Source organism: Pseudoalteromonas sp. OF7H-1, assembly GCF_022347825.1.
GTDB classification, from domain to species: Bacteria; Pseudomonadota; Gammaproteobacteria; order Enterobacterales; family Alteromonadaceae; genus Pseudoalteromonas; species Pseudoalteromonas maricaloris.
Map to the genome: position 1 here is coordinate 1 of NZ_JAKRFX010000016.1, position 16,739 is coordinate 16,739.

Genomic DNA, 16,739 nt, shown 5'->3' on the forward strand with positions numbered 1-16,739 from the left:
GAAGGCACAAGGGCGCGAATACATCAAAGAGGCCGAGGTAGCACCTCATCAAGAGCCCGGATATAAGCACGCAATCACACCAATAATGCTAAAAATGGCTTGTACAATTGGAGGAGTCCATATAAGGCGGTTTACCCGCCGAGAAGTTAAGCCTATTGTCGCGCTAGCTGCCAGCGCTTATTCACTTCCTCAAGTAACTGTTGATTAAACGGTACATCAATATTTTGTTTTGCTGCTAGCTCGCAAATATAGCCGCACATAGCGTCAATTTCTGTGCGCCTGTTATTCGCGAGATCTTGATTCATTGAAGAGCGATTGTTTGCGGTTTGCGCCATTACATTGTAAGCAAGCGTGACTAGCTCGCTAAGCGCTAAGGTTACGCCTGTACTTGCGGCCACAAGCTGTACTTCATTCATTAAATTAAGGATTTGGGCTGCGTATTTGGGCTGTCTTAACTGACCATTTTCGACTTGTTCCAATGCACTTAACGGGTTAATGGCAATATTAACCGCCAGCTTTTTCCAAAGCGTTGGCATGATATCAAACGTGGTTTGGGCATTTTCAAATGTGCTAAACAGTTGCGAGAATACGCGCTGGTAGTGGCATTCTGCTGGTGAATTTAACGGCCCAAACCAAGTTGCACCTTGTCCTGTATGGTGCACAGTGTCTGCGACTTTATAGCCAGCAATGGATGTGCTTAAGAAGTAGGCGGATTGTGTTTTTTCAAGCGCTGCTAACTCACCAGACCAATCTACCATGCCATTATGACTAAGGATTAGCGTGCCATTTTTTGAAAGTACAGGGCGGAGCGCTTGGAGTGCTTCGATGACCTGATATGCTTTAACGGGAATGATTAGCGTATCTATACTGTTGGCAGGGAGTTCTGCAAGTGTTTTGGTGCTGCATGGGATGGTTTGTTGAATACTTGCTGTTTGATAGCGATAAGTCGCCGCGCGTTTATTTCGAGTGATCAGCGTAATTTGATGAGATTGACTAAGGTGCTGGGCGAGCAGTAATCCTATCGCCCCTTCACCTAAAATATGTATGTTAGCCATGTTTTCTGTTGCGCCAACTTGCCCAAATATAAAATAGAACAAAATAACTGACCGCACCGGCTAAATCAGCCAAAAAGTCAGCGGTAGATGCTTGGCGATATGGTAATGAATGCTGCATCCACTCAATTCCTGCACCGTACAAGGACAGTAGCACTATGTGTGTCCATACCTTTACTTTAAAAGCATGGTGAGAGATAAACGCAAGCACAAAAAACACACCAAAATGTGCCACTTTATCGATATTTGGGAACAGCTTTGGAGACAAGCTAATTTCCTTTGCGAATAGCACCGTACATATAATTAAAGAGATAATCAAAAGAGCTTTATAAACGCGCCGTGTCACAATACATCCTACTTCTGTATGACTAAGCGAGCAGTATACCATCGAAAACTGTCCATTGGGTGAACATCCTAATACGCTGTTTAAAAACTTAAAGTAACTCAAATTAGGCATAAACTGCTATAATCGAGCCAAAATGACTTTAGGAGAGAAGCATGCCTTCATTTGATATTGTATCTGAAATTGATATGACAGAAGCAAAAAATACCGTAGACAACGCGGTTCGTGAGCTTGATACACGTTTTGATTTTCGTGGCGTAGATGCGTCAATCGAGCTAAGCGGTGAAATGATTAACCTCAAAGCGGAAGCAGAACAGCAAGTTATGCAATTGTTCGATATGCTAGTGGGTAAAGCGGCAAAGCGTGGCCTAGATGTGGCAAGCTTCGAGTTAAAAGACATTGAGCGCTCTGGCAAATACGTATCGCGTAAGGTGGCGTTAAAGCAAGGCATCGACAAAGAGATGGCGAAAAAACTGGTTAAGCTCATCAAAGACTCAAAAGTGAAAGTTCAAGCATCAATTCAAGGCGATACGGTGCGTGTAACGGGTAAAAAGCGTGACGATTTGCAAGAAACGATGCAACTGGTTCGTACCGGTGAGCTTGGCCAACCATTTCAATTCAAAAACTTCCGCGACTAATTACGCTTTACTTCATTCCAAAAGTGCATAGATTGCACTTTTGGATTTCTAGACGTCCATTGACAATCATTCCGAAACCCAAGACAATAGCCTCGCATTTTCAAGGTGCTGTACACAACCTAGTGTGGTTGCTAAGTGTATAGATAATCGGGAAACTGGTGCGAACACAAGGGAACATCTAATTGCGTTAATCAACAATAAATTGAATAAGACAGTTTATTGCACGTGATTAGCTTGGATCGGTTCTATGCCAGCGCTGCCCCCGCAACGGTAGAGTGAACTGCTAATCTGCAGGTTTACTGAGCCCGGAGACCGGCCTTGAAACAGTCACTTTGTGTTCTTGTACGGTGGGTACAAGTTAGGGGAAACCATGTTAAATAAAACTGCTCTAAGCGCGGCGATAGCGACGGCGCTCTCTTTTTCAGCGTTTGCTGATCAAAATGTTGAACATATCACTGTTACTGCCAATAAATTTGAACAATCTCTAGAAAGCACACTGTCTGCCATTACGGTTATAGGTCGTGCTGAAATTGAAAAAAGCAATGTTCAAGATGTCGTATCGCTACTCGATAATGTCGCAGGTATTCAAGCGGTTAGAAACGGTGGCTTCGGCCAAAGCGTGAGTTTATTCCTACGCGGTAATGATGCTAAGCATACGCTAGTGTTAATTGATGGGGTTCGAGTGACGGATGCAAACTCCGGTGACAATTCGCTCACTAATTTACCACTTAATAGCATCGAAAGGATTGAGATCATTCGTGGTGCCAAAGCTGCGATTTATGGTTCAGATGCCATTGCTGGCGTGATTAATATTATTAGTCGCGAAGGGAATAACAATACTATCGCGCTTACGACTGGGAGTAACAATTACTCCAAGACCGAAGCAACGGTAAATTACAAAAAAGATAAGTTTAGTATTGCAGCTAATGCGGGTTACACTCATACCGATGGCTATGATGTGATAGAGAAAGACCCTGAAGCTGCAATCACAAAAAACCATGACCGTGATGGATATTATAACGGTAATGCCGGTTTAAATGTGCAGTATGGTGATGAAGAAAGTGGCATTTTTAGCTTACGTTCACAGTACAGTGAAGGAGAGGGGGAGTATGACTCTTTTGGTAGTGATGCTTACCGTTTCCATAACTACACCAATAAGTTGGCGTGGAAAAGACGTACTGACAAGTTTAGCCAAAGTGCGTCATACAGCTTAGGTAAGGAACAAAACGTTCAAATCGGTAATAGTGCTGACGATAACGCTTATGTCACCAAACGCAGCCAATTTGAATATCAGTCGCAATATAGTTTAACTGAAGCTTTGATCTTCACGGGTAACTTTACCTTTCTAAATGAAGATGTTGGTGATTCTACCGCCTCTTTTTCAGAGCCTGAGCGTGATAACTTATCTTTAGCACTAGGTGGGTTTTACAACGATGAAAATTGGCTGGCAGAGGTTGTACTGAGAACGGATGATTATGATTTTCATGGTCGTGCAAACACCTACACGGTTGCTGTAGGTAAGCAACTCATGGATGGCCTCAGTGTTAAGTTGAATCATGGTACTGCCTTTAGAGCACCTTCTTTATCACAGGCGTTTGTGATTGATAGTCCTTACTATCTGCCTAACCCGAATATTAAGCCTGAAGAAGCCACTAATAACGAAATTATTGTCACATGGAGCGGCGAGAACTTCCGTGTGGAAGCTGCGGTATACGATAACCGTATTACCGATAAAATCGTTTATCAGCAAAATGATAAATGGAAATACGTCCCTTACAATGTTCAGCGCGCTGACTTTGAAGGTGCTGATCTTTCTGTTGAAATTGAAGACAACTTTGGTATCGAGCATACAGTAAATGCGAGCTATGTGAGTGCTAAAGACGCTGATACCGATAAGCAATTACAGCGCAGAGCGAGACGTACCTTAACTTATTCAGTCAGTAAAGAGTGGGAAAATGTTGACGCAACACTGACCTTAGTCCATAGAGGTAATCGCGACGATAAAGTATGGGGAGCTGAAGGTGCATATACAGTGACTTTACCGTCATATACGCTGTTTAACTTAGCTGCTAACTATACGTTTTTCGACGGATTCAAGTTAAATGGCCGAATTGAAAACTTAACCGATAAGCGTTATTTCAATGCCACAGCGGGCGAAGCAAAAGATGGCTCTTTACTGGGCTATAAGCCACTAGGTAGACAAGCCTACGTTGGTGTGAGCTACAGCTTCTAATGCGTTAACTGCTTTTCAATACCCAGAGTGATCCATCATGAGTAATGGATCACTTTTCTTATTTATCATCTAGTTGCATTACATTTGTAACTGGTGTTCTGCCTTACATGTGGTTGATAATAGCTTTGATTTGTATTATTACTACCTTAAGGAAAAGAACATGAAGTCACTATTATTTGGGTTACTCACGCTTGGGATTGTCACATCAGCACAAGCCTCACAGCCTGAAAGCCAGCTTGAACCTCAATTTTCAACACAATCAATGACGGGCGATTTCGCTTGGTTTAACGCGCCATCGCAAACCTGTAGTCGGATCCGCAGCATGATGTACTATCGTCATCCTGGCAACGATCACCTAACGCCTATATCTGTGCCTGTGATTTATACCGGTGGAGAGTGTTGGTCTACTGGCAGGACAACATCTAGCCAAGGTCCAAAGGAAATGTATACGCAGGTTTCAGATATCATTCATCAGCAATTTTCGAATGTGGAACATAACTACAAAGAGTTGACGACCGATATCGTCAATAATATTGCCGCACAATCTAGCTCAAATAAAGTAAGCCACACGACTAGTCTCTACGGCACTATGCATATGAAAATCGCAGGTAGAGTCGATGCACAAAATAAAGTACCGGTGTTGATCGATGGCTTCGATTTGAAGTCTTACGCTAAGTTTCGTAAGAAGCAGCTTGGGATGAATATTTATATCCATGTCTATATTAACAACGAAAATGTCACCATCAAAGGTAAGTATGATGTACGTACCCAGCAGCTTGAGTTAGATCCTTTAATTTCTAGCTTTAAGCCTGTGGTGACGACAAAAGTAGAGTTGCCGTGGATCCTCGATTTGATAGATACTTTGACTCCAGGGATTTTTGACAAGCTTTATACAGAATTTAGCCGTATTGTGATTGATGTGTTTGAATTCTTGGGTGTGGATATGAGCGAAGATATTCCGCAGGTCATTAAACACAACGCCCAGTTAATCAATTCAGGTGTTGTTCCGCTTAAAGGCTTAGATACCTTAAGACCTGGTGATACTGCGAATTTAGAAATGGAAGTAATGCGTGGGCATTTGCGGATTAAAGATGGCCGCACTAGTTTTTATGTATTTGCTATACCTATGTTGCCGTAAGCCGTAAGCCGTAAGCCGTAAGCCGTAAGCCATAAGCCGAACGCAATCTATTGCGTTCGGCACACAAGTTTAGTGCTTTAAATTTGTCGCAAAATGGCTTTCAAACTTTGCAATTTTAGGGGCAATCATCACACTGCAATAGCCTTGGTTTGGGTTTTCAGTGTAATAATCTTGGTGATAGTGCTCAGCAGGATAAAATTCAGGCGCTGGGCTAACTTCAGTCACTATTTTTTCACTTAACTGGCTTTGAAGCTGCGCAATACAATCTTGAGTTTGTTGCTGTTGCTGCTGGTCATGATAAAACACCACACTGCGGTACTGAGTACCAATGTCGTTACCTTGGCGGTTCAACTGCGTTGGGTCATGCAGAGTAAAAAACATAGTAAGCAAAGTATCAAAGCTGACAATATCGGCATCAAATTGCAGTTGGACTACCTCAGCATGGCCACTGTCTCCCCGACATATCATTTGATAGGTGGGATTATCTGTGTGGCCACCTGTGTAACCTGACTGCACTGACTCAACGCCATTGACGCGGCGAAATGCCGCATCAATACACCAAAAACAACCACCACCAAAAGTTGCGGTTTGTAAATTTGCCATTATACCTCCTGCTCAGGATGTTGTTTCGACTGCTCCTCAAGACGTTTTGTCGTCTCTTCTGGAGATTGCGTCTTCTTAGCTAGTAAAGTATAGGCGGTTGGGATAACAAACAAGGTTAAAATGGTGGCAACACTGACACCGGCAAAAATCACGACACCGATCACCATGCGGCTTTCGAACCCAGGACCTGTTGCAAACACAAGAGGGATGGAGCTCATTACGGTCGTTAGCGAGGTCATAATAATAGGTCGTAATCGCTGCGCTGCAGCATCAACAATGGCTTGTTCGAAGGCAATGCCTTTGTCACGCAATTGGTTAGCAAATTCCACGATTAAGATACCGTTTTTGGCGCTAAGGCCAATCAACATGACAATACCAATTTGGCTATAAATGTTGAGCGTGCTGTCGGTGATAAACAATCCATACATTGCACCAACTAAACCCAGCGGTACGGTGAGCATGATAACCAGTGGATGGACAAAGCTTTCAAACTGTGCGGCTAATACCAAGAACGTAACGGTGAGCGCCAGAATAAACACATAGGTCATCGCTGATGCACCTTCATAAAACAGCTGTGACTCGCCTTTGTAGTCGATGGCGCCGTCGATATCATTCTCTTCGGCGGCAACTTTATTTAAAAAGTCGAGCGCTTGCTCCAGTGTATAGTCGCCAGCGAGGTTTGCCGTGATAGTGATTGCGCGCATACGGTTGTAGCGGTTTAATCGAGAAGCTGTGGCTTCTTCTTTTATGGTGATCAAACTGTCTAATGGCACGAGCTCATCGCTACGAGATTTCACATAAATATCAGAAATATTATCTGGGGCAGAGAAGTCGGCTTTGGTGCCTTTTAAGATCACATCGTATTCTTCACCGCGGTCAATAAAGGTGGTAACACGACGTTGTCCCAGCATGGTTTCTAGCGTTTGGCCGATGGCACTTACCGACACGCCTAAATCTGCGGCTTTGGTTTTATCAATGCTTATCAAAAACTGTGGGAAGGTTTCTTTGTAATCGTGATCGAGACGAACCAGTCCTTTATTTTCTCGTGCGCGTTCTAGAATGCGATCGCGCCATGCAGCTAACTCATCGTAGTCGTTACCTTGCAGTACAAACTCAATGGGACGTGAGTTACCGCCGCCGCCAATACCACGGCGCATAATAGCAAAGGCGCGAATATCTGTAACGTCTTGCATTTTACCGCTGATCTCATCCATGACTTCCCAAGTAGAGCGTTTTCGCTCATCCCAGTCTGGCATGCCGATAATAGCAACACCGCCTTGACCACCCCAACCAGGCACCCGAATAAGCACGCGGCTAAGTTCCTCTGAGTCTACATAAGGTAGTAGGCGCTCTTCAATTTTTGCCATATTTTGCGAGTTGTTTTCGTAGCTTGCCCCTTCTGGGCCATTCATCATAACGAAGAAAGTACCGCGGTCTTCTTTTGGTGTCAGTTCAGACGGGATCTGTTTAAACAGGCTATAGCTGGTAAAACCCGCCAGTGCCAACATCACAATCAGGCTATATTTGCGCGATAAGTTGTCTTGTAAAACTCGGCGATACCCTTGTTCTAGTCGTCCAAATTGACGGTCCATCCACTGACTAAAGCGGTTTTCTTTATTGCTGGGCTTTAATACTTTGGAGCAAAGGGCAGGAGACAAGGTCAACGCGGTAATACTGGAAAACAGCACCGCAGCACTTACTGCAAAGGCAAACTCGGTAAATAGGGCGCCAATACGACCATCCATAAAGACTAAGGGAATAAACACGGCAACCAAAACCAGCGTTGTCGCAATGATGGCAAAGCCTACTTCTCGCGCGCCACGGTAGGCTGCCAGTAACTTGGGTTCGCCAAGCTCGATGCGGCGGTAGATATTTTCTAGCATTACAATGGCGTCATCGACCACCAGGCCGATGGCAAGCACAAGTGCAAGCAGCGTCAGCAAGTTGATAGAATACCCCATGGCCAGTAAGAACATAAAGGTTGCAACTAAGGCTACCGGCACGGTAACAGCAGGGATCAGCGTAGCGCGGATATTGCCAAGGAAGATGTAGATAACGAGTACTACCAACGCCATGGCAATCGCAAGTGTGCTGTATACTTCAGCAATGGACTCACGGATAAAAATAGAAGAATCGTAGCTGTCTTCTATGGTGGTGCCTTGAGGCAGGTTGCGCTTTATTTTTTCAAGCTCTTTACGAGCGTTGTCGACCACTTCTAGCGTATTGGCTTTGGCTTGCTTAACAACACCAAGGCCAATCATATTTTTACCATTACCACGGAAGGTACTTTCGTCGTCAGCGGCTTCAAGTACCACCTGCGCGACTTCACCAAGTCGCACCAAATAGCCTTGTTCACCGCGCTTAATTACTAGGTTGTCAAAGTCTTCTTGAGTCTTATAGCTTCTGGCAATACGAACAGAAAAATCACGGTCAACGGATTCAATTTCGCCAGCGGGTAATTCTACGTTTTCTCTGCGTAGCACTTGTTCAATATCACTGCTTGTGACTCCACGAGCGGCCATCGCCTTTCGGTCTAGCCAAATTTTCATGGCGTATTGACGCTCACCGCCAATGCGTACATTCGATACGCCATCAACAACCGCCAGACGGTCAACGATAAAGCGTTGGGCGTAGTCTGAAAGCTGCAAGGTATCCATGGTTTCGCTATTGAGTACAAACCAAGCGATAGGGCTTTCATCGCTGTTTGATTTCGATACTTCAGGCGGCCTAACTTGTTCTGGTAGTCTATCCAGCGCACGAGAAACGCGCTCACGTACATCATTTGCAGCAGCGTCGATATCACGATCGATATTAAATTCGATAGTGATATTGGAGCTACCGTTGCGGCTACTAGAATTTATGCTTTTGATCCCTTCGATCCCCGAAATCCGGTTTTCTAGTACTTGGGTGATCTTGGTTTCTACTACTTCCGCTGATGCGCCTGTGTAGTTAGTGCTTACACTGACTATTGGAGTTTCAATATCAGGGTATTCGCGCAGCGGTAACATAGTAAATGCCACTAAGCCAAAGGTCAGCAGCAGTAAGTTAATGACGATCGCGAAGATCGGGCGCTTTACCGCCGTATCAGTGATTCTCACGTCGCCTTACCCCTTTACTTCGACTTTTGAGCCTGAGCGGATCTTCAAGGTGCCTTCCGTGATCACTTGTTGCCCTTCTGTAAGCCCTTCATCGATAGCAACCCAGCCGCTAAAGCGAGTTTGCAGGTGTACTTCGCGTTGTTGCGCTTTACCTTGGTCGTCAATGACAAATACAAAATGTTTGTCTTGTCTTGGAATGATGCTTTTTTCTGGCACCACAAGGGCTTGTAATCGAGCTAGTTCAAGTCCCATATGTAGTAGCATACCTGGGCGAAGTTTATGGTCTAGATTGGTGAAGCTCGCTGTCACTCGTACCGAGCGCGTTTGTTCATTAATACGCGGGTCAATATGGGAGACCTTACCGGTAAATAGTTGCTCTGGGTAAGCTTCGCTTTGTGCATTCACTTGCATACCAAGCTGTAGTTGCGCTAGGTATTTTTCTGGTACCTGAAAATCCACTTTAATGATGCTAATGTCATCGAGTGTGGTGATCACTGTATTGTTGTTTACGAAGCTACCAATGGAGACATTTCGAGTACCCAGTAATCCATCGAATGGCGCATAAATGGTCATCTCGGCGAGTTTTGTTTTAGTGGCTTCCAATTGTGCCGTTAAGGTGTCTACCTTTGCTGATTGTGCTTCTAGTTGAGAGCGAGCCGCCGATTGAGTTTTTGCTAGGTCTTTAAGGCGGTTTAGTTGTCTAATTTCTTCTTTTAGCGTCACTTTCAGCGCTTCGATATCGAGTTTCTCTTCGGCATCACGCAACTGGACTAGCTTATCGCCTTGTTTTACTACGTCTCCGTCATCGAAATATAGGGCTGCCACGTAGTCGCTTTGGGCGCTACTCACGTTGATTGCTTGATTTGCTCTAGCGGAACCAATAGAGTGAACAGCAATAATACGTTCTTCTTTGGCTACAGTATGAGCTTGAACGGAGGTTACGGGTGCCGAGTTGCCACTCATCTTGCCTTCCGAGGCTGGTAAATATAAATAGCCGCTGATAACGACTAGCACTACAATGATAAAAGGAAACAGTGCTTTTCCTGATTGATGACGCATAAAAGTGACCCAGATTATAATTTGTCTCTAGTTTACAAAATTAAAGGCTAACAAAGTCTACGGCATATCCTGTAAATTTGTGCATTAAACGAAAATGTAATTCAATTTAAGTGTTTGTACCTAAATTAAATATTATGAAACACAGTCATTCATGTAAACGATGCATCACAATACGTAAATTAGTCGCATGGGCGATCATCATGTATATCTTTTATGTCTGGTATACCCATGCTTGAAGCAAAACTACGTGCAACCGCTGATCGCAATGGCGTTGAATTTATGCTGGTTGGTGCAATTGGATTGGTTGTTATCATGCTTTTTGTCAACTTGCGTGGTACAGCTATTACTATTGTAGAAATATTTCTTGCCAGCGCCATGTTAGTGGCTATTTTTGTTGGCTTTCTTAAAAGTCAGCAACCATATTTTAGTTTATACTTTACAGAACAAGAGTTTAGGTATGTGCATAAATATGGAGCTTGGCCGCTATCCATTGTAAACTTCCACTCCAGCGGCATTCCCAAAGTTCAACAAGGTGTTGAAACACTTGAGTTAAATGCAGTTGGTATTAAACTTAATGATATTGATGCGTTTTTATTAAATTTAACACCTCGACTTGCGGGTAAATTATTGATCGAACAGCGGCATATTTTTTTACAAGCTGTTAAAATGCATTGCGAAAATGGCAACTGCCCATCTGAATGGTTGATAGAAGAAACCGTTTTTCGCTCCAAGGCGGGAAAAGAATATACTGGTTTAATGGCAATGTTTGCAAACCGGATGGATAATTTAAAGACAGTGACGGGATATGATTTATTGATCCCCGCGACTGCCTTAGACAGGGATATTTGGCAATTTTCAGTCATGTTAAACCGCTGGAAACTTAACCCTAAAGAGGTGGTAAAAGCATTGTTAGAAGAACAAACCACCTACTGAAGATGTAACAGGATACACCAATATGAGCTTAGAAACGGCCTATATTAAAAGTGGGCGTAATACCATTATTCACAAAGAGAAGAAGTTAGATCTTGTGATTGTAAATGGTGAAGCACACCCAAAAATCAAGGTGACTGCAAATGGTTTAGTGCCTTTTAAGGAAGACTTACCTAGAAATCGAAGAGAAGCTAAAGAGCGTTATTTAGAGGTCGTCCACGTTTCGAGTATTGATGTATTTGGTGAAGTAAAGCGGTTGTTGTTTATTCAGGCTTTAGACGGCCGAGAATATAAAATAGATTACAGTAAAATTGGCACTAAGTTGTTCGTGCGAATACATCAAGAGAGTTATCTATAATTCATAAGGAATAATATGAATGCATTCAAGGGAAGTTGGGTTGTACTTGCGCTAATATTAACGGGTTGTGGCGGAGGCTCTGGGAGTGATGAACCGAGTCAAGTCAGCGCATCGGTTAACGCGGGTGCTGATGTCCAAGTAACTGAAAAAACAGAAGTCACCTTGAATGCACAAGCATCACCTGCAGGTGGTACTTTTAACTGGCAAGTAATCTCTGGTGCAAACGTCAGTGAATTTCCAATCACGGAGCAACAAGCCGCTTTTGTTGCGCCGGATATCAAAGCCGATGTTAATTTACTTATTCAGGTTGATTATGTTGCGCCTGATGGCAGTCTTGCAAGCGACCAAGTGACGGTTGCTATCAAATCTAACAATCAATTACCTATACCAAGTATCAGCCAAACAGCACCGGAAACATTACCAGCCAAATATAAAGATACTATTGTCCTCAGTGGCGCAGGCTCCTCCGATCCAGATGAAAATGGCCAAGTGGTTGCTTATCAGTGGCAGCAAGTAAGTGGTCCCACAACAATACAGCCAACGGGCTTGAATACAGCTACTTTATCTTTTGTCCATCCATTATTGGCGAGCTCTCAGGCGTCAATCTGGCAGTTGACGGTTACCGATGATGAAGGCGGACAAGCCAGTACTCAGTTTACCCTCGGGCTACTTGCGAATTCGGATGTAGTAGTGGCAGATGCTGGGAGCGACCAGCAAGTGCAAGAGTTTGATGAGGTTACGCTTGATGGTTCAAACAGTGATACTGTATCTGGTCAGAAACAGTGTGTATGGCGGCAAGTGACGCCTGGCACTCAAGTAGCATTAAGTTCTGTTACCGGGTGTTCAACAACTTTTAACGCACCAGATCAAAATATTTTGTCGCAAGTGGAATTTGAGCTGACCGTTACTGATTCGCAAAACCGCTCTGCTACCGACACCGTGCGCATTGATATCGAGAAAAAGCCATTAGGTAAACTAAACGATAGTGGTCAAACCGCGTGTTATAACAATACGGATGCGATCACTTGTAGTATGACGCAGTTTACGGCTCAAGATGCGCAGCGTGGGCGTGATAATTTTGCCACTCAGGTGGCGAAAGAAGGCAGTGGTCGAGCAGGTTTTGACTTTACCAAACTAAATCGCTTTGCGGATGAATTGCCTGATGACGCTACCGACTTTGCTTGCGTTCGTGATAACGTCACAGGACTTATTTGGGAAGTGAAAGAAGCAAGTTCGGGTACATTACCAAATACTTCTTCTCGCAACGCACAAAATAGTTATACCTGGTATGTTGAGGTAGACGGAGCAATTGCCGAGGGGAGTGTTCAGGCCGCCGCAAATACAACCTGCCCGCAGGATAGTCATTGTGGTATTCAAGCTTTGATTGATGAAGTGAATAATCCTGCCGTTGGAGAGCAAAGTTACTGTGGTGGTAACAATTGGCGCTTACCAACTTATATGGAACTACTTGGACTACTAGATTACGGCAGTGCAAGTACCGCGGTGATAGATGAAGCACTTTTCCCTAACTTACCTAGCACAACCACGCTTGGCCATCGCTATTACTGGACCTTGCAGTCGAGTTTAGATGGTACCGGTGGCACGCTGAGAAGAGCTTATGTTATCGATATGGATACGGGCAATGATTTTGCAGTAGAAAAGTCTAGCAGCGCATTTGTTAGGTTGGTAAGGAACCCTTAGGGAGCGTGGTATGAAAATTATTGCAACTATACTATTTACTTTGTCATTTACGGCTGTTTGCCAAGCGCAAACTTGCGTTGGTACCGGCTCCAATACCAGCCGCTATACGATAAACAGTAACGGTACTGTGCTCGATAGCCAAACGGGATTGATGTGGCAGCGCTGCAACTTTGGGCAAAGTTACAACGCAACTGCTCAAAGCTGTGAAGACAATGCTCAGCAACTTACTTGGCAGCAGGCATTGGTGGTTGCCAACGAAGACCAATTTGCAGGGTTTACAGACTGGCAAGTGCCTAACGTTAAAGAACTGGCCAGTATTGTGTATCACGAGTGTGTGACTCCAGCAATAAACATAACGGTATTTCCAACGACCAAAAGTAATAATTATTGGTCGGCAACGACCCAAACGAACCAACCTCAGTTTGCTTGGGTGTATCAGTTTGCTGATGGTAAAAATAATCCAACCATTAAAACTGCGGATGCCTTTGTCAGGTTAGTAAGATACTATCAATAGCCTTTATTAGTGGTATTGATATTGCCCTTGATGCTAACGGGTATGGATCTCTAATATTGCCAGTCAGACACAGCTTGTTACTTTCATCCGTCTAAAATGGCTTTGGGATTGTTTGATCTTTTGGTACTCTCCTGAAGCACCCCTTTCCCGTCTTACATTCTGCACACAGGAGGCCATATGAATCGATTACTCAGCGCGATAGCCTTATCTTGTGCCGTATTGACGTCTTCTGCTCATGCTAACAATAAGTGCGATGTTGAACTTGGGCATGGTCTTATCATCACTGACAACGAAATTCGTATCGTTGATGATGGTCAGACCCGAATTCAAATCAACAATGATAGTCAGCTTTTTATTCTAGGCCGCTGGATTGAGTTAGATCAGGAAGGGGAGAAAGTTGTGCGCGAGTACTCTCTAGGAATACGGGATACAGTTCCTGAGCTGGTTAATCTGGCGACCGATGGCGTCAACCTCGGATTGAGTGCGATTGAGCAAGTAGTTGAGGGGATGTCCGACAAAGAACCTGAAGTGCTCAAAACGCAGTTGCAATACGTTGAACGTGCGCTGATGGATAAGTTTAAGCGTGGAGATGATTTCTTTTTTATCGCACCACAGTCACTTTCTAAAATTGATGATTTCTTTACTAAAGAGATCAGTCAAAAAATTCACTCTGCTGTTCATGGTTCGTTGGGCTCTATTTTAGTCTCTTTGGGGGATGCGTTTAAATCTCGCGAAGGGAATATCGAAGATCGCATTAACGATATGGGACAACGCATGGAGATTATTTCGAAAGAGATAGATAAATCGCTGCAGAAAAAGGCCCATCAATTAGAAGAAAAAGCGGCAGAATATTGCGAGTGCTTAAACACCTTAGATCAAACGGAAGAAAAACTACAGCGCATAGTACCTGAGCTAGTTGCTTACGATCTCGTCCAGATCCGCTCATAATCCATAGCAACTTTTGGCATTGTCTCGGCTGAGTTTATGCCAAGTTGACGATATGCCTATCACGTCTAAATAATCCTGCCATATTTGCCAATAGCTTTTTTGCATAAGAGAAACCGGATAATTCGAACCTAGCATTAGGCTCTCTTCTCCCGCATGTGTGATTAAGTGAGTAAGCCACTCAGAGAGTGTGAGTGGGTTTGCTAACATTTCGTGGCCAGAGCACTTGATCATGACATTATTAAGCGCTCCAATGCGCCTTAATATATCTGTACAAGGACTGTTAGCGTCAATAAAACCAGCATGGTTAAATACGATTTTAAGGTCAGCTTTTTGTTCTGCAAGTTGTAATAAAAGGTCGACTTTTTCGCTTTGTTTAAATTCTAATTGCGCCTCAAAATGTAGTCCATGCTCGGCAAGACAGGTGAGATTTTCGAGCACGAAAGGCGCAGATAAACGTTGGCTGTCACAGCCTTCGGTGATGTCTCTTATCGCCACGAGATGAGGATGTGCTAACTGTGCTATAGCTGCGCTAAATTGCTCAGGAGTCGCGTTAATAGGGGCGTAACCGACGGCTTTAAAAGGAAAGCTGCCAAGTTCCTGAGTTAACCAATGTAATTCGTTGATGGGATTGTGATTATCAAAACCGGCTTCCACATGCACTAAGGCTTCGAGTGTAAACTGTGCATGGTGGGGGAGACTTGTAAGGGTATGGTTCTGCCTTATTTTTTCCAGATTAGGCCAAGCCGGCGGGTTGTGCTTGAGCCAAGAATATTGTCCTAACGCTAAATCGAAAAAGTGTAGGTGGCTATCAATAATTCTCAGACTCATCACGCATTCCTTTTTTACTGTGCGGTATAACCGCCATCAATGTTTTGTAGGCTACCTGTGATAAAACTCGCATCCTCACTTAGCAAGAAAGCGACCAGCGCAGCAACCTCTTGCGGTTGCCCTAATCTACCCAATGGTTGCAACTGGGCTTCTTCTGCAACGATTTCTGCTTTATCAGCGCCGCTGCGCGCACAGTAACTATCAATGGCATGATGGAATAACGGAGTTTCAATTGTGCCAGGGCACACTGCATTCGCGCGAATGTTAAATTTGGCGTAATCCAATGCTGTGGTTTTCGCCATCGAAGCAAGCGCACATTTAGAAAGGTTGTAAGCGAAAGAGTTAGGTTTACCAATAACTGCCTGATCCGAAGACATCAATACGATGCTACCGCTACCTTGTGATTTCATGCTTGGTAATACGGCTTGAATGGCAGCGTAAGCGCCTTTCACATTTAATGCAAAAAGGGCATCAAATGTGGCTTCGTCGGTATCTTCGATTGTAGCACTCAGATGTTTCCCCGCGTTTGAAACGAGCGCATCTATTTTCCCTGTTTCTGCGACTATATCTGCAATTGCTGCTTTTACATCGGCGACTTTACTGACGTCACAATGGCGAAAAATCCCTTGTTCACTGGGCTGAATATCGAGGTTATAAACGGTATATTGTTGCGATAGCAGCTTGTTGACAATGGCGGCGCCAATGCCAAAGCTGCCACCGGTAACGATGGCAACTTGGTTCATCATTAGTGTCCGCAGCCGCCAGCAGCGTGTACGTGACCATGTGAAATTTCTTCTGCAGTTGCTTCGCGTACAGAAAGGATCTCAACATCAAACGTTAGTGTTTTGCCTGCGAATGGGTGGTTTAAGTCGCAATCCGCATTGAAGCGTCCTACTTTTACTACCTTAACCTGATGACGACCTTGGTTTGAATCGACAATAGCAGTCATGCCTGGCTTCCAAACTTTGCTGTCACCAAGACCTTGAAGGTGTTTAATAGGAATGCGCTGTACTAGACCTTCTTGATATTCGCCATAAGCTTGCTCTGGCGTTAAGGTTACCGTAAAGCTATCGCCACCGGTTTTACCTTCAAGTTCACTTTCAAGACCAGGTAGCATGCCTTCAGTACCGTGCAGGTAGTTTAGTGGCTCGCCTTCTTTGCTTGATTCGATTTGGCTGTCACCTTCGTGAAGTGTGTAGTGAAACTCTACCACTGTGTTCTTTGCAATTTGCATAAGTAAACCTTAAATAAATAGTGTTCGGTGACGCCATTTAGCATCCACCTGTAAAGCGTGTA

Annotated in this window: 17 protein-coding genes and 1 riboswitch; of the genes, 9 read left to right on the forward strand and 8 right to left on the reverse strand. The window is 44.1% G+C overall.

The window, feature by feature from the left end; all coding sequences use genetic code 11:
- Window positions 1–208: hypothetical protein (locus tag MHN30_RS17680; protein ID WP_239360605.1), on the forward strand; the 208-nt coding region annotated here is incomplete at its 5' end.
- On the opposite strand, the gene MHN30_RS17685 is transcribed toward MHN30_RS17680, so the two are convergent.
- Together MHN30_RS17685 and MHN30_RS17690 are read right to left on the reverse strand one after the other, a co-directional pair.
- Complete coding sequence (locus tag MHN30_RS17685; RefSeq protein WP_239360607.1) at window positions 153–1,055, reverse strand: 2-dehydropantoate 2-reductase; 903 nt, start codon at window positions 1,053–1,055, stop codon at window positions 153–155. The two genes, MHN30_RS17680 and MHN30_RS17685, sit on opposite strands and share 56 nt — an antisense overlap.
- Window positions 1,048–1,398, reverse strand: coding sequence for a VanZ family protein (locus MHN30_RS17690; protein ID WP_236596531.1), 351 nt, complete (start codon window positions 1,396–1,398; stop codon window positions 1,048–1,050). The genes MHN30_RS17685 and MHN30_RS17690 overlap by 8 nt, the downstream gene beginning before the upstream one ends.
- A gap of 152 nt (window positions 1,399–1,550) precedes the next feature.
- Here MHN30_RS17690 and MHN30_RS17695 point away from each other — a divergent pair, with 152 nt between their 5' ends.
- The 3 genes from MHN30_RS17695 (at window position 1,551) to MHN30_RS17705 (ending at window position 5,404) form a co-directional block, all read left to right on the forward strand.
- A complete protein-coding gene (locus MHN30_RS17695; RefSeq protein ID WP_010374237.1) occupies window positions 1,551–2,033 on the forward strand; it encodes a YajQ family cyclic di-GMP-binding protein in 483 nt (160 codons plus the stop codon).
- A gap of 89 nt (window positions 2,034–2,122) precedes the next feature.
- A riboswitch (cobalamin riboswitch) is annotated at window positions 2,123–2,369 on the forward strand.
- Between the two features lie 34 nt (window positions 2,370–2,403).
- Window positions 2,404–4,266 carry a TonB-dependent receptor gene (locus MHN30_RS17700; protein ID WP_069022802.1) on the forward strand — a complete coding sequence of 621 codons (1,863 nt, stop codon included), beginning with the start codon at window positions 2,404–2,406 and terminating at the stop codon, window positions 4,264–4,266.
- A 160-nt stretch (window positions 4,267–4,426) separates the two neighbouring features.
- Window positions 4,427–5,404, forward strand: a complete 978-nt coding sequence (locus tag MHN30_RS17705) for a hypothetical protein (RefSeq protein WP_069021859.1) — start codon at window positions 4,427–4,429, stop codon at window positions 5,402–5,404.
- A 69-nt stretch (window positions 5,405–5,473) separates the two neighbouring features.
- Here the strand turns inward: MHN30_RS17705 and msrA are convergent, their stop codons facing one another.
- Genes msrA through MHN30_RS17720 form a run of 3 tightly spaced genes read right to left on the reverse strand, consistent with a single transcriptional unit; the run spans window position 5,474 to window position 10,164 of the window.
- Entirely contained in the window at window positions 5,474–6,010 is a 537-nt protein-coding gene (msrA, locus tag MHN30_RS17710) for a peptide-methionine (S)-S-oxide reductase MsrA (protein WP_175401293.1), read from the reverse strand.
- A complete protein-coding gene (locus MHN30_RS17715; RefSeq protein ID WP_017218429.1) occupies window positions 6,007–9,105 on the reverse strand; it encodes an efflux RND transporter permease subunit in 3,099 nt (1,032 codons plus the stop codon). Before MHN30_RS17715 ends, msrA begins: the two co-directional genes overlap by 4 nt.
- Window positions 9,106–9,111: 6 nt before the next feature.
- Window positions 9,112–10,164, reverse strand: a complete 1,053-nt coding sequence (locus MHN30_RS17720; protein WP_045990559.1) for an efflux RND transporter periplasmic adaptor subunit — start codon at window positions 10,162–10,164, stop codon at window positions 9,112–9,114.
- Between the two features lie 228 nt (window positions 10,165–10,392).
- Between MHN30_RS17720 and MHN30_RS17725 the strand changes: the two genes are divergently transcribed.
- From MHN30_RS17725 to MHN30_RS17745, 5 genes are all read left to right on the forward strand, one after another.
- A complete protein-coding gene (locus MHN30_RS17725) occupies window positions 10,393–11,097 on the forward strand; it encodes a DUF2982 domain-containing protein (RefSeq protein ID WP_017218431.1) in 705 nt (234 codons plus the stop codon).
- A 22-nt stretch (window positions 11,098–11,119) separates the two neighbouring features.
- Entirely contained in the window at window positions 11,120–11,452 is a 333-nt protein-coding gene (locus MHN30_RS17730) for a hypothetical protein (protein WP_010374229.1), read from the forward strand.
- Window positions 11,453–11,467: 15 nt separating this feature from the next.
- Window positions 11,468–13,153 (forward strand): DUF1566 domain-containing protein, encoded by a 1,686-nt coding sequence (locus MHN30_RS17735; RefSeq protein WP_239360609.1) that lies wholly within the window; start codon window positions 11,468–11,470, stop codon window positions 13,151–13,153.
- Between the two features lie 10 nt (window positions 13,154–13,163).
- Window positions 13,164–13,667: a DUF1566 domain-containing protein gene (locus MHN30_RS17740; RefSeq protein ID WP_069021854.1), complete on the forward strand. Its 504-nt coding sequence runs from the start codon at window positions 13,164–13,166 to the stop codon at window positions 13,665–13,667.
- Between the two features lie 177 nt (window positions 13,668–13,844).
- A complete protein-coding gene (locus MHN30_RS17745) occupies window positions 13,845–14,615 on the forward strand; it encodes a YggN family protein (protein ID WP_045990556.1) in 771 nt (256 codons plus the stop codon).
- Here the strand turns inward: MHN30_RS17745 and MHN30_RS17750 are convergent.
- Genes MHN30_RS17750 through MHN30_RS17760 form a run of 3 tightly spaced genes read right to left on the reverse strand, consistent with a single transcriptional unit; the run spans window position 14,610 to window position 16,677 of the window.
- Window positions 14,610–15,443 carry an amidohydrolase family protein gene (locus MHN30_RS17750; protein WP_130127032.1) on the reverse strand — a complete coding sequence of 278 codons (834 nt, stop codon included), beginning with the start codon at window positions 15,441–15,443 and terminating at the stop codon, window positions 14,610–14,612. The two genes, MHN30_RS17745 and MHN30_RS17750, sit on opposite strands and share 6 nt — an antisense overlap.
- Window positions 15,444–15,457: 14 nt before the next feature.
- Window positions 15,458–16,186 (reverse strand): SDR family NAD(P)-dependent oxidoreductase, encoded by a 729-nt coding sequence (locus MHN30_RS17755; protein WP_130127108.1) that lies wholly within the window; start codon window positions 16,184–16,186, stop codon window positions 15,458–15,460.
- Between the two features lie 2 nt (window positions 16,187–16,188).
- A complete protein-coding gene (locus tag MHN30_RS17760) occupies window positions 16,189–16,677 on the reverse strand; it encodes a peptidylprolyl isomerase (RefSeq protein ID WP_010607145.1) in 489 nt (162 codons plus the stop codon).
- Between the last annotated feature and the right edge of the window lie 62 nt (window positions 16,678–16,739).

What these genes read in the sequence shown, in the direction of transcription:
- MHN30_RS17705 (WP_069021859.1), top strand. Translation starts at nt 4,427, where the DNA reads ATGAAGTCACTATTATTTGGGTTACTCACGCTTGGGATTGTCACATCA.
- MHN30_RS17700 (WP_069022802.1), top strand. Translation starts at nt 2,404, where the DNA reads ATGTTAAATAAAACTGCTCTAAGCGCGGCGATAGCGACGGCGCTCTCT.
- MHN30_RS17745 (WP_045990556.1), top strand. Translation starts at nt 13,845, where the DNA reads ATGAATCGATTACTCAGCGCGATAGCCTTATCTTGTGCCGTATTGACG.
- MHN30_RS17725 (WP_017218431.1), top strand. Translation starts at nt 10,393, where the DNA reads ATGCTTGAAGCAAAACTACGTGCAACCGCTGATCGCAATGGCGTTGAA.
- MHN30_RS17685 (WP_239360607.1), bottom strand. Translation starts at nt 1,055, where the DNA reads ATGGCTAACATACATATTTTAGGTGAAGGGGCGATAGGATTACTGCTC.
- MHN30_RS17695 (WP_010374237.1), top strand. Translation starts at nt 1,551, where the DNA reads ATGCCTTCATTTGATATTGTATCTGAAATTGATATGACAGAAGCAAAA.
- MHN30_RS17755 (WP_130127108.1), bottom strand. Translation starts at nt 16,186, where the DNA reads ATGAACCAAGTTGCCATCGTTACCGGTGGCAGCTTTGGCATTGGCGCC.
- MHN30_RS17730 (WP_010374229.1), top strand. Translation starts at nt 11,120, where the DNA reads ATGAGCTTAGAAACGGCCTATATTAAAAGTGGGCGTAATACCATTATT.
- MHN30_RS17720 (WP_045990559.1), bottom strand. Translation starts at nt 10,164, where the DNA reads ATGCGTCATCAATCAGGAAAAGCACTGTTTCCTTTTATCATTGTAGTG.
- MHN30_RS17760 (WP_010607145.1), bottom strand. Translation starts at nt 16,677, where the DNA reads ATGCAAATTGCAAAGAACACAGTGGTAGAGTTTCACTACACACTTCAC.
- MHN30_RS17740 (WP_069021854.1), top strand. Translation starts at nt 13,164, where the DNA reads ATGAAAATTATTGCAACTATACTATTTACTTTGTCATTTACGGCTGTT.
- MHN30_RS17735 (WP_239360609.1), top strand. Translation starts at nt 11,468, where the DNA reads ATGAATGCATTCAAGGGAAGTTGGGTTGTACTTGCGCTAATATTAACG.
- MHN30_RS17750 (WP_130127032.1), bottom strand. Translation starts at nt 15,443, where the DNA reads ATGAGTCTGAGAATTATTGATAGCCACCTACACTTTTTCGATTTAGCG.